This window comes from Clostridium beijerinckii, assembly GCA_003129525.1.
Taxonomy (GTDB): domain Bacteria; phylum Bacillota; class Clostridia; order Clostridiales; family Clostridiaceae; genus Clostridium; species Clostridium beijerinckii_D.
In genome coordinates, this window is the sequence record CP029329.1 from 675,824 (window position 1) to 689,939 (window position 14,116).

The following is a 14,116-nucleotide window of genomic DNA, read 5'->3' on the forward strand; positions in this document are numbered from 1 at the left end:
GAAACCCGACTCACAGACCTTCTCTGCTTATGAAATCTGCATCACATTATTATAAATTATTAATTGTTAATTATCAACTGTTGTAATTAACAATTACAAGAATTGCTTTACATGACTTAAGGCATCACGCTCTTAATGTTTTTAAGAGGTGTTGCCTTAATTAAATTCTTAATTATCTATGCTTAAATATATATTTCTTATTAAAACTATACGAACTATTTTAAATTAGTTCGTATGTGCATATATTATTCTACCATTTTATTTGCGTCTAATACAAATTGTTCAATCTTCTTTTCATCTGTTAATTTCTTTATTGTTTTATTAACTTCTGCTTGTAATTCAGGTGAATTTTTCTTCATAGCTATAGCACATCCACCATCTGGATCCTCAACTACTACCTTATCTGCAATTGAAATACCAGGATTCTTTTGAATATTAATTTGAGCAACTGGTGCTTCAGCTAAAACTGCATCTACTTTATTGTTCTTTAAATCTAATATTAAATCAGTAACTTTGTCTAATGATTTAATGTTTGTTGCATCGAAGTTAGCTTGTGCAATCCCTTCTTGAATTGAACCCTTTTGAACTCCAATTTTCTTACCCTTTAAATCATCCATTGAAGTTATTGCAGTTTCATCTCCTGATCTAAGTATAAATCTATGTGTTGCAGCATAATATATATCTGAAAAATCTGCATTTTGTTTTCTTTCATCTGTAGGAGTCATACCTGCAAATATCATATCTACTTTATCTGCTTGGAGTGCTACAAGTAATCCATCAAACGCCATATCCTTTACTTCAAGTTCTACCCCTAAATCTTTTGCAAGTTGTTTTGCAATTTCAATATCAAATCCAACTATTTCATCTTTTCCATTTACTTCACTATGAAATTCATATGGTGGATAATCAGCACTTGTTCCGACTACAAGTTTTCCCTTTGATTTTATTGTATCTATTGCCGATGCATTACTATTAGCACTTTCTTTTTTTGTACTACTTCCACATCCAACCATGCTTATTGCTATAGTTGCAACTGCAGCTACGGCTACTATTTTTTTTACTAATCCACTTTTCATTATAATTACCTCCTGAAATTTATATCATCCCTAAATTTTGTTACAAATCTAACTATATAGTTTTTCTTTTCAATAGCATAATTATACACATTATTTAATATTTATTCAATAGTTATATGTATAATTTTTTAATTTTTATTATTTAAAATTAAATTATAATTATCCCTAGTAATAATAGTATATATATTTATATATTTTTTATGTATTATTGCTGACTATATAATATTAATACACTAAATTGAATATTTATGATATTCAATTCTTTATTTTACATATTTTATTATAAGTCATCAACAAAAAACCTAGTTTGCCAGGTACAAAGTTGTACTTATTCATCAATTGAATTGGTAATTTAAAAGTCATGCTTTTGTAGAAGTGTTACTATTTCGGATTTAGCTGTAGATATTCCTTTAGTAGAAGTTGTTCATTTATGCTTGTCAGGAGCATGCATAAATGGGTACAACTTCTGCTATTGAGTAAGAGTCCAAATCTTGTATTTGGGTACTCGAACTTACTCAGCGAACGTATGTGAGTCGAGTTTCATTTTTCTCACAGCTAAATCCTCAAGTAACCTTAACAAATGCATGACCTTCATTTCAAAGGAGCATATCCATAAGTATAGTTTTCACCACGGTTATCTATATTAGATCTTTAATTACAGATAATCTATGCAATGCTCTAGTACACATTATGTACTTAACTAAAGGCTGAATTTCTTTATTTTCTACTACTATTACCCCATCAAATTCTAGCCCTTTAGCTAAATAAGCTGGTATAAGTACCTTTCCACCTTTATAGAGAATATCTTCATTATCTATATTTTGTATATTAATTCTTTCTTTAATAGCAGCTGCAAATTTATTTAATTCATTCTTACCTTTAAATATTACTGCAATATTTTCATTGCCATCTTCTTCATAATCTTCAATTATCGATATAAGAGTATTTATAAAATCATCCTCTGATGTAACTTCTTCTTGAATAACAGGCTCTCCACTTCTAACTAAAGGAACTATTTTATCTTCATTTAAGAATTCATTTGCATATTCCATTATTTCTTGAGTTGATCTATAACTCTTGTTTAGTTCATATTTCTTAATTTCAATATTAGAATCTTCAAACACTTCATCTAAGTGAAGCATTGCAGGTTCTTTACTAGTTGTAATTAATCTTTGATTAGAGTCTCCAACTATTGTATAGCTCTTGCACCCTGTCATTTCCTTGATAATCTCAAATTGAATAAAACTATAGTCTTGTGCTTCATCAATTACAATATGTTTTATTTCTTCCTTTACCTTTAAACCTTGCAATTTTACCATCAAATAAAGAATTCCTATCAAGTCCATATATCCTAAATTGTCTACTTCTTCTTTTAAAAATTCATTATTTTCTATTAGAGTTGTCCTTAAACCATTGTTATCTTGATTATTTAATGTTTCAGTATCCTCTTTAATCCCTTTTAAATTAATAATTTTCTTATAAATATCCATAACAGATTCAACTATAATCCAAGAATCTAATTCATTACGAGAATTTATTACTTCTCTTACAATTTCTCTTATTCTAATTCTTTTCAAGTAATCTATATTACTTTTTTCCATTTCTAATTCATCCTTTGACAAATTATCCATCTTTTCTTTAAGTTCAGCATTTAATTTATAAACTTCTTCATCTCTTTTATCCTTAATCTTAGATGTTAGTATCCTCTTTATCTTTTGACTTCTTCTAAATAAAGGCATATCTTTATAATAAACATTGAATAATTCTTCTATTTCTTTAATTGAAACAATTTCTGCGCCTTTAAATTTAATTGCTTGTATTTTGAAATATTCTTTATTTAAAGTTTCTATTTGGGAATCTAATAAACTCACGAATTCCTTAGAACTCTTATACTTATATTCTTTTAAAGCACTTTCATTTCCATTCATAGCCTCTTCAATATAACTTCCAAAGCTCTTTATCTTTACTTTTTCTAACCCGAGTTCTTTCTTTGCAAAATTCTCAAAAGTAGTTTGCTTTATGTTACTCTCCCCGAGAGTCGGTAGTACTTGAGCTATATAATCCATGAAAATATCATTAGGTCCAAAAATTAATACTTTATCTCCAAATTGTTCTCTAAAGTTATAAAGCAAATAAGAAATTCTATGAAGTGCAATAGTTGTCTTTCCTGAACCTGCAACTCCATTTACAACAACTATTTTATTTCTATCTTCTCTTATTATTTCATCTTGTTCCCTTTGAATAGTCATTACTATATCTTTTAACTTATCAGATGAATTTTCAGTTAAAACCATTTGAAGTATTTCATCTTTAACATCTAATGCTGAATCAAATACGCCTTTTAATTCACCTTTCTTAATTATAAGCTGTTTTCTTGATAATATATCCGCTTGTATTTCTCCAACTGGTGGATTATAGCTTGCTTTTCCAAGTGTTCCCTTATAAAAAAGAGCTGCAATTGGAGCTCTCCAATCAACAATTAAAGGCTCATAGCTATTCTCTAAAGTTAATCCATATCTCCCCACATACATATCTTCTGGAATGTCATCATTTTCCTTAAAATTAACCTTTCCAAAGTAAGGTGCTTCCTTAAGCTTAGTGTATTCCATAAGCCTCTTATCTATTGTTTTATATGATTCTTCTTGAACATAATTTTCATGGTCAAAATAATCTATAACTTGATCTTCATCATCCTTATAGTCTTCAATATATTTCTTTCTAGAATCAATAATATATTTTGTAACACCTTTTCTTTTTTCTAAATAATTCAAAATCTCCTTATTTAATATATCTAAAATTTCATTTAATTTATTTTCTTCTTTTAAGAAATCTACTTGTTTATTCAAAATTCCAACTCCTTTTTTTCAATGCACAATGCACAATGTATGGCTAAAAACTCTAAATTAGTTTTGTATCCTCCATTGTGCATTAATATTTTATTTAAGTCTATTTAATTATATAATCATCTATTGAATTACCATTCTTATCATTTAAATTCATAATTTAATTAATTATATTTTATGCTTTTTATAGATTTTTAGTTTCATCTTCATTTATAGTTTTAGTGTTAACTACATCTTTATAATCATCTTCACCATCAACTGTAGTTTCAGAAGTTTCTTTAACATTCTCATCTTTATCATCTATAACAATGTCTAAAGAATGTTTTTTAGCTCTTCTTTCTTCTAATTCTTTAACTTTCTTTTCATTTTCTGACTTTTCTCTTTCTTTTGTTTCCTTCATTTCTGGATATTTTTCATAAACAATTTCTAAAAATTCATCTCCAAAGATTGTTTCTTTTTCTAAAAGTACTCCAGATATTCTATCCAATAGATCTCTATTATCTCTAAGAATTTGTCTAGCATTTTTATGAGAAGTTCTTATAATATTTAATGTCTCTTCATCTAAAATAGTTGAAGTTTCTTCACTACAATTTCTAACAGCTCTACCATCTAGATATCTGTTTTGTATTGATTCTAAAGCCATCATATCAAATCTATCACTCATACCATAAATGGAAACCATGCTTCTAGCCGATGCAGTAGCTCTTTCTATATCATTTGAAGCTCCTGTTGAAACTAAATTAAATACTTCTTCTTCAGCTGATCTACCACCTAACATTACTGTTATTTGATTTAATAATTCTTCTTTAGAAGTTAAATATTTTTCTTCTTCTGGCAATTGCATAGTATAACCTAACGCTCCCATAGTTCTAGGTACTATAGTTATTTTATGTACCGGATCTGCACCTTTAATCATTGCTGCAACAAGTGCATGACCTACTTCATGGAAAGCAACAACTTTTCTTTCCTTCGGTGATAAAATTCTATCTTTCTTTTCTTTACCTGCAATTACAACTTCAACCGCTTCTCTCAAATCTTCTTGAAGTACAGTTTTTCTTTTTCTTTTTACAGCTCTTAATGCACCTTCATTAATAATATTAGCAAGATCAGCTCCCACAGCTCCTGGAGTACTCTTAGCTATTTCAGCTAAATCTACATCATCACCTAATATTACATTTTTAGCATGAACTGCAAGTATTGCTTCTCTCCCCTTAAAATCTGGTCTATCAACTATTACTCTTCTATCAAATCTACCTGGTCTTAAGAGTGCTTTATCAAGTATTTCAGGTCTATTGGTAGCTCCAAGTAAAATTACTCCCTTAGACGAATCAAATCCATCCATTTCAGAAAGCAATTGATTTAAAGTTTGCTCTCTTTCATCATTACTTTGCATTTGATTATCTCTACTCTTACCTATTGCATCAATTTCATCTATAAATATAATACATGGTGCTTTTGCAACTGCATCTTTAAATAGTTCTCTAACTCTTGAAGCTCCAACTCCTACAAACATTTCAACAAAGCTTGAACCTGAAAGTGAGAAAAATGGTACTTTAGCTTCTCCAGCTACAGCCCTTGCAATAAGTGTTTTACCTGTTCCTGGAGGTCCTACAAGTAATACTCCCTTAGGTAATTTAGCTCCAATTTCAGTATACCTAGCTGGAGCATTTAAGAAGTCAATAACTTCTTTCAAAGAATCCTTAGCTTCTTCCTGTCCTGCTACATCATCAAAAGTTACTTTTATATCGCTTTCCACATAAATCTTAGCGTTGTTCTTGCCGATGCCCATGACACCGCCTCCGCCTCCGCCCATTTTAGAAAATAAAAATTTCCACATGAAAAATATAAATATCATAGGTAATATCCAAGTAAGTGCAAAATTCATAATTGGAGTTTCCTTAGGATTTTTACCTGTAAAATCAATTCCAGCCTCATCTAACTTATTTATTAGTGTATCGTCATTTATATTTGCAGTATATAAGGTTTTCCCTTTATATTCTTCATTACTTTCACTTGGTGTTATTATTAAATTTTCACTTGTAATAACAACTTTTGAAATTTCTTTATCACTCAGTAATCTTACAAATTCATTGTATGTAATTTCTTTATTTATAGCTGAGTCTTTTGCATAATTAAATGCCATTACAAATGCAAAAGCTATTAAGAAATATGTAATCGCCATAGTAATAGAATTTTTATTGTTTTTATCGCTCTTTTTATTTTTTCCATTATTATTGTTATTATTCTGCATCTAATCACCTTCCCTTAACATTATTTATTCTTTTTATCTTTAGTCCTATTCATGTATTACATCACTCTTCCCACATATTTTTCATACTATCATTTATATCGTTTTTTCTATTTAATGTAAATTCTTTATCTACTTCAAAATATTTACCTCTGGAAATTAAAATATCTCCCTCATTAAAATTACCCTTAATATTTTCAATGGATATCTTATACATATCTCCATCTTCCTTTTCAATAATAGCATAGTTTTCTTCTATTCTATCTATTATATACTTTTCATCCATTTAACACTCTCTTTTCATAATATAAATTAATTCTAAGATTAGGCCCATGAAATAAAATAGTTACCCAAAGATACCATGTATATAATTATGCTTTAATACTTTTCTAATTTAGACTGCCGAAATCTTTAAATGGATAAAATTTAATCCTAGCTCTTCCTTGTATATTAGAAGCATCTATATATGGATTAATCCACCTTCTAGCATCATTTGAACGACTTCTATTATCTCCTAAGAAAAAGAATTTATTGTCTGGCACATCAAAACTCCCATCAAAGCTTTCATTATTCTTCACATAATCTTCTTTAATATCCTCTCCATTTATATTTACAATACCATTATGTATTTTAATATGATCTCCTGGAAGTCCTATTGCCCTTTTTATAAGTATCTCATTAAGTTCCTCTGAAAAAAAGACAATCATGTCTCCTCTTTTAATTTTATCAGTATCGTAAACTCTAGTCACCATTAATTTATCACCAACATTTAAAGTTGGAACCATTGATTCACTTGGTATATAAACATTATAAACTAAAAACTTATTTATTAAAAATGCTATTGCTATGGCAGCTACGATTGGAATTATCCATTCTCTGAAAAACCCACCTTTTGATGTAAAGATTCCCACGAATCCTTTTTTTGATAAATTTCCTTCTTTATCGGCTATTATATCTTTTGATTTTGAATAATCGGAGCTACTTTCCAAACTATCTATATCTTTTGACTCCATTATTTCATCCTCTTCTCTCATTCAACGTTCTCCTTTTATTAAAATTACTCTTATCTATGATTATATATACTTTACTATTAGCAACTTTTAATGAAATATCAGGCTATTTCTTAAGTTCTTGGTTGCGCTTCGCGCTTTTTTTAAAGGTGTATATTCTTTAACAGTCAAAAGTTCTTGATTGCGCTTCGCGCCTTTTTTATATGTGTATATTTAATATCCTATTTTAATACTATTTACACTTTTAATCAATATTGATTTTCTAATTATTTATATTACTTTAATATTTCAAAATCCTTTATTGGGAAATACTTTATTTTAGCCTTTCCTTTTATATATGATTCATCAACATAAGGATTTTCCCAATACCTAGAATCATTAGAATTTGCTCTATTATCACCTAAAAAGAAATACTTTTCTTTTGGCACTTGAAATGTTCGATTATACTTTTCATTATTTTTAACATAATCTTCTTTAAGTTCTTCTCCATTTCTAAAAACAATGCCATCTTTAATTTCTATTTTATCTCCTGGAAGTCCTATCAATCTCTTTATTAAAATTTCATCTTTAAATTCATCATTCTTAAACAGTACAATATCTCCTTCCTCTAAATTTTCTGGATTATGTACTCTTGTCACAATCAATCTATCTTTGACTTCCAATGTTGGAATCATAGATCCACTGGTAATCCAAACACCATACCCTACAAAGCGCCATACCAAAAGTGTTACAAAGGCAATAGCTACTATATCTACTATCCATTCTCTTATTATTGACTTCTTTTTAATTTTTTTATCTTTTATTATTTCATTTTCATCATTTTCTCTCACAGTACTTTGCCTCCACGTCTTAGATTTTATCTTTATATCTTATTCTTGTATATAACATTTTATTTATAAATTTAGACATACAAGAAAATCTACTTCTCATTTTTTTACACTATCTCAGTATACCATAATTTGTTCTTTTAAATATTTATAAGTTGTGAATTTTTGAATATATCTAAATAAAAATATGCACTAATCTTAAAAATTAGTGCATATCCATTTTCTCTGATACTAAGCCTATCTAAAACTATTATATCTTTTATAACTAAGAATTGTACAACCTATATTAGTTCATTCTTCAATAAATCTTCATAAGATTCTCTTTTACAGATAAGCCTTGCTTCATTGTCCTTAACCATAACCACTGCTGGTTTTGGTATTTTATTGTAATTACTTGCCATGGAATAACCATAAGCTCCCGTAGTCATTATAGCCAATATATCTCCACTTTTAACTTCTGGAAGCTTAACATTTTCTAATAATATATCCCCTGATTCACAACACTTTCCTGCTATTGTTATAATCTCTTCTGAAACGCCTTCAATTCTATTTGCAAGAATGCACTCATATTCTGCATTATAAAGAGCTGGTCTTATATTATCAGTCATTCCACCATCTACCGAAACATATTTTCTGACATTTGGAATTTCCTTAACTGAACCTACAGTATATAAAGTAATTCCAGCATTAGCTACAATACTTCTTCCTGGTTCTATTGTAATTATTGGTCTTTCTTGACCAGTTCTTGCACAAACCTCATCAACTTTATTGATTATTGTATTGCAATATTCTTCAGTTGTTCTTGGCTCATCTATGCTAGTATAATATATTCCAAATCCGCCACCAAAATCTACTTCTTTTATTAAATACCCGAAATTTTCTTTAGTATTTCTTACAAGTTCCAACATTATTTCAACAGCATCTTCATATGGTTCCAAGTCAAAAATTTGTGATCCTATATGACAATGTATTCCTGCAAGATTTATATTGCTTAAACTTATAGCTTTTTTAATAGCATCTTCTATAACAGTCCCAACTGGTGCAAAACCAAATTTAGAATCTATTTGTCCTGTTTTTATATAATCATGAGTATGTGCTTCAATGCCTGGTGTTATTCTCAAATAAATATCTTGCACTTTATTATATTCCTTAGCTATGTCATTTAATGCATCCATTTCATAGTAATTATCTACAACAAAATTCCCTACACCTAATTTAATTCCTAGTTCAATTTCATCTATAGTTTTATTATTTCCATGAAACATTACTTTTTCAAGTGGAAAACCTGCCTTATGTGCAGTATATAATTCTCCACCAGAGACAACGTCTAAATTCATTTCCTCTTCTTTTAGTAATTTACACATTTGAATAGTTAAAAATGCTTTTCCTGCAAAAGCAACTCTATTATTATTTTCTTTACATTTAAAATATTCTCTATAATCTCTGCAATATTCTCTTATTAACTCTTCATCAAATACATATAATGGACTACCATATTCTTTTACTAAATCCTTAGCACTAATTCCCCCGATTACTAACTCGTTACCTTGTGCTTTCATTGTTCCAAATAATTTCATTTCACTAACCCCCAGATTAAATTTTGTTATTTATTGCTTTATTAAACCCACATATATTGACTCAATATTCCATTCACACAAAATCATAGATTGCATTGTGCAAAAGTTCGATGCATCAAATTAATAAGAAACACGATGCGTGTCACCCATTATGAAATTTTAAGTATAAATTTTATACTTTCACTTATATTACTTATCTGCTAAAAAAACAAAAGCCACAGAATATATCTGTGACGAATGGTAGATCATGCTAATTTATATGTACAATGTTTTCATTAATTATCAATTTATGAAAATATGAATTATTAGATGAATTTGAAAATATACATTAATAAAATCATTATTTCTTCCTAAATTGCTAACTGTTAACTGTTAATTGTTAACTGAAAAAAGTACCTTGTAGCTCAACACTTTTCGTGACAGTTATTCACATATTTTATGAATACCCAAAAACAAATTACCGCACAATAATTTGTTTTTTCGGCCATAATACCTTTTAGCATAAGTCTTTGCCTACCAGCTCATTATACCTACTATTTATTACAGCACCTCTACCCCAGGTCATATTATATTCCCGTAGTATTATAAGATTATATTATCTAAACTTATAATAGTTACTATTATATTATTAAACTATTAAAAATATGATACCATACTTTTTTCTTAAATCAACACTTTTTTAATCAATAAATAAAAATATTTAATTTAATTTTATTCATTTCTATATTCATCCATAAGGTCACACATAATACTTGCTGAAGTTGGAGGTGTATATGTTATAGCATTAGCTCCCGCTTGAATTGTCTCACTAATTGATTCATCATTTGGTCCACCAGTAGCTATTATGGGGAATTCCGGAAATCTATTCCTAATGTTTCTAACTATGTTAGCTGTTTTTTTCCCACCTGATACATTTAATATAGTTGCTCCAGCTTCAATTCTCTTAGCAATGTCTTCATCCTCTGAAATAACAGTTACTATTACTGGTATGTCTATAGTTGCTCTAATTTTTTTAACAATTTCATTAGATGTAGGTGCATTTACTACGACTCCCATGGCACCTTTAAACTCTGCATCCATGGCCAAGTTTACAACTCTTTTCCCCTGTGTTATTCCTCCGCCAACACCGCAAAAAACAGGAACATCGGCTGCCATAACAAGAGCTTGTGTTATTAATGGTTGTGGTGTAAATGGGTATACTGCAATAATTGCATCTGCATTGCTATTTCTTATTAATGCAACATCAGTGCTGAATAATAATGACTTTATTCTTTTCCCAAAAATCTTAATTCCACCACAATTTCTTATAACCGTTGGAACCTCAATTACATGATTTCTAAGCGTACCTTTTATTTGAGGCACAAATTTAACCTCTTTATTTACCATAATTTCTATCCCCTCCCCATTATTTATTTCTTAAATATGTCTAAATCCCCTTATTAAACTTTCATAATTACATTTTACTATATAATAATTTTCTTTAATTGTGAACACTTTTATTCCAAAATAATTAACATAACATATTATATTATACTACTTTACATTCTTACTTAAAATTATTTTTTTATTTATACACAATATCCACAGTATTTATCCACAAAAGTGTGTATATTGTTTATAAGTATATATTTTAAACTCTAATTGGTATAAATCACTTGAAAACTTTTTACAGTTTTTTATTAATATAAAAAGCATATTAACAAAATAATAGATCAGTATGTTATTCTACTGATTTTTCTTTCTTCTAGACTTAATTACCTTATAACATTAATTAATAATTAGCTTAAATAATATCTTTACTAAAGAGTAAAACTCACAGGTGGTATTTTAATTCACATAAACTCATTTAGTAAGTGATTTAATGAAGTTAACCAGCAGAGCTAGCTAACTAAGTTCGAATAGCCAAATACAAGATGCCCACAAGGGGAAAGTTCGAGAACCCAAATATAAAATTTGGACTCTCACTTTTGGATTCTCACTTATCTACTTATCCACAACCATTATATCGTTATCAACATTATGAATACTTATTGATATTTGCTAGATTAATCCCTTATATTATAAAATTAAATATAAGGGTTATCCACAAGCTTATTCACAATTATAGTATAACTTTGATTGTAAGTTAAATTATTATATATAAATATCTTAGTATTTCCTATCTCTTCCAATTAATAACACAAATAATAAATTGATATCATAAATATTTATTTTCCAAATTGTAATTATATTACGAAAATATACCTAATATAAAAATACATGCTCTTCACTTTTGCCCACATACACTTAAGTGTAGTTTTCACGTGAATATACATATAGTCCTTAAAAGTTTCTTAATACTTTGTTAACTCAACATATAACACCTTAATAAAATATTAAACTGCGTGCTAATGTGTTGTCCTATATACATTAGTATCATATACTTTTAGTTAATAAATAGTTTTAATGAATATCTTCATTTAAAACGAAAGATAACTTATGCGTATATGTAAGAAATCAAGGAGGCCTATTTTGATGAATCAAAATGAATTTTTTAACATCTTGATGGATGGTTTAAAAGACTTTCCCGAAATAAAATTACACGATATTATTTCCTATTATGAAAATAATTTTGTGCTTGAATTAGTCTCTGGAAAAACAGAAGAGGAAATAATAACTAAATTAGGTAATCCCGATTTAATAGTTAATAAGTATAGAACTGAAGCTTTAAAGACTCCTATTAATACAGGATATTTTACAACTGATGTTGATATTACTAATATTGGTAATAAAAATTATATTAATAATTCAAATTTTACTACCAATAATAATTTTATAAATGCTGATACATTTAATGATTTTAAGACTAATGATATCTTCAACAATAATAATTCTATTGAAAATGGCTTTAAAACTAATAACAAGTTTAATACCTTTAAAACTAGTAGTTCTTATGATGATATTAATTTAAGCTCCGATTTTTATAATCTCCGCAGTTCAAATCAATCAAATTATAATTTCACTGTTAAAAGTGATTTTAATCATAATAATAAAGATGATTTCAATTATAATTCAAGTAATAATTTTAATAGTGATCATAATTCAGATTCTAACTCAAATAGCTTTAATGATGAAAATCATAAGAATAAAATTTTAAAATTTAACGTAAATACCATTTTAATAATTTGCACCGGAATCTTAGCTTTAGCAATATTTTTTCCAGTTATAACTGGCATTATAGGTTGTATTATTGGCCTTCTCGGAGTAGCTATAAGTATTTTTCTTGCCAGTATAGGAGTATTAGTTGGTGGTACATTTACAAGTTTTATTGGGCTTCCTAATGTGCCAATGTTTGTTGCTAACTTCCCCCATCCATCACTAGTACTTTTTTCCCTAGGATCAATTTCATTATCAATACTTTTAATATTCTTATTTTATTATCTTTTCAAATTTCTCATACAGATGTTAATAAAAATTTATAATTCCATAAAATCTAAAGGAGGTTCATTCTAATGAAGAAGAAGTTTATTTCTACTAATATGAAAATATTTTTATTAGTGTTATTTCTTTTGTCTATGACTCTCTATGCATCGGGATGCATTGCTTTAGTACAAAGTGGTTATAAACTTTCTGATTATGCAGATGAGCTTAATATAGATCATCAAACTTTTAAATTCAAATTTAATCTTAACAAACTGAATTTTGATTTTGATAACTCTTATATATCAATGAATTATCCTGTTAATGATAACATTAATGAAATTGATCTTAATTTAAATTCTCAAGATGTTAAAGTAGTTAATTATGATGGAGAAGATTTAAAAGTTCAAATCGAAAGTCATAGTGTTCTATCTGGTGAATTACCTAAAACTGAAAGTGGCAATAAATTAATCCTTAATACTAGATATGATACCCCAAGTAATTCTAGTATTTCACTAAGTATTCCTTATAATTTTAATGATAGAGGTGTATTAAAGATTATTACAAGTAGTGGCGACATAAATATTTCTAATTTATCTATGAATACTTTAAATCTTTCTACAGCTAGTGGAGATATAGGTGTTTTCGGAACCACTTTAAATTATTTAAAATTAAATAATTCTAGTGGGGATATAAACTTTAATAATTTAACAACCTTAAATGAAACTAAGTTAACTTCTTCTTCTGGAGATATTATTGGAAGTGGCACTTTAGGAACTGTAAATGGTGGTACATCTTCTGGCGACATTAATTTGCAATTTAGAAATTCTCTAAGTAATACATTTTTAAGTACTGATTCCGGATCAGTAACCTTATCGCTTCCAATAAACCTAGGCTACAAATTAAATTATGAAACAACTTCCGGAAATTTAGAATCCTCTAATAAACAATTATCTTCTGGAGATGAAAGCTCACTTATAGATATTAATACTATAAGTGGAGATCTAGATATAAAATAATTTTATGTGTATAACTTTTCACTTATTAGGTATGCATTTATTACCTCTTCTAATAAATATCTTACCATTCTTTAGCTATAATATGATAAAATTATACTATTAAAAATATGAATTGGG

At 27.9% G+C, this 14,116-nt stretch carries 10 protein-coding genes; 2 read left to right on the top strand and 8 right to left on the bottom strand.

The window, feature by feature from the left end:
- Positions 1-245 precede the first annotated feature (245 nt).
- The 8 genes from DIC82_02700 to DIC82_02735 form a co-directional block, all read right to left on the bottom strand.
- Positions 246-1,076, bottom strand: a complete 831-nt coding sequence (locus DIC82_02700) for an amino acid ABC transporter (GenBank protein ID AWK50063.1) — start codon at positions 1,074-1,076, stop codon at positions 246-248.
- Positions 1,077-1,714: 638 nt separating this feature from the next.
- Entirely contained in the window at positions 1,715-3,922 is a 2,208-nt protein-coding gene (locus DIC82_02705; GenBank protein AWK50064.1) for an ATP-dependent DNA helicase, read from the bottom strand.
- Positions 3,923-4,103: 181 nt separating this feature from the next.
- Positions 4,104-6,170, bottom strand: a complete 2,067-nt coding sequence (locus tag DIC82_02710; GenBank protein ID AWK50065.1) for a cell division protein FtsH — start codon at positions 6,168-6,170, stop codon at positions 4,104-4,106.
- 61 nt (positions 6,171-6,231) lie between these two features.
- The gene (locus DIC82_02715; protein AWK50066.1) at positions 6,232-6,453 is read right to left on the bottom strand and encodes a DUF3006 domain-containing protein; all 222 of its coding nucleotides are present in this window, start codon (positions 6,451-6,453) and stop codon (positions 6,232-6,234) included.
- Between the two features lie 103 nt (positions 6,454-6,556).
- Positions 6,557-7,201 carry a signal peptidase I gene (lepB, locus tag DIC82_02720; protein ID AWK50067.1) on the bottom strand — a complete coding sequence of 215 codons (645 nt, stop codon included), beginning with the start codon at positions 7,199-7,201 and terminating at the stop codon, positions 6,557-6,559.
- 251 nt (positions 7,202-7,452) lie between these two features.
- On the bottom strand, positions 7,453-8,007 hold the full coding sequence (gene lepB, locus DIC82_02725) for a signal peptidase I (protein AWK50068.1): 555 nt from the start codon (positions 8,005-8,007) through the stop codon (positions 7,453-7,455).
- Positions 8,008-8,285: 278 nt separating this feature from the next.
- The gene (gene lysA, locus DIC82_02730) at positions 8,286-9,581 is read right to left on the bottom strand and encodes a diaminopimelate decarboxylase (GenBank protein ID AWK50069.1); all 1,296 of its coding nucleotides are present in this window, start codon (positions 9,579-9,581) and stop codon (positions 8,286-8,288) included.
- A 711-nt stretch (positions 9,582-10,292) separates the two neighbouring features.
- Positions 10,293-10,967, bottom strand: coding sequence for a hydrolase (locus tag DIC82_02735; protein AWK50070.1), 675 nt, complete (start codon positions 10,965-10,967; stop codon positions 10,293-10,295).
- Between the two features lie 1,128 nt (positions 10,968-12,095).
- Here DIC82_02735 and DIC82_02740 point away from each other — a divergent pair.
- Together DIC82_02740 and DIC82_02745 are read left to right on the top strand one after the other, a co-directional pair.
- Positions 12,096-13,073 (top strand): transporter, encoded by a 978-nt coding sequence (locus DIC82_02740; GenBank protein ID AWK50071.1) that lies wholly within the window; start codon positions 12,096-12,098, stop codon positions 13,071-13,073.
- The gene (locus DIC82_02745) at positions 13,073-13,999 is read left to right on the top strand and encodes a hypothetical protein (protein ID AWK50072.1); all 927 of its coding nucleotides are present in this window, start codon (positions 13,073-13,075) and stop codon (positions 13,997-13,999) included. Before DIC82_02740 ends, DIC82_02745 begins: the two co-directional genes overlap by 1 nt.
- Positions 14,000-14,116 lie beyond the last annotated feature (117 nt).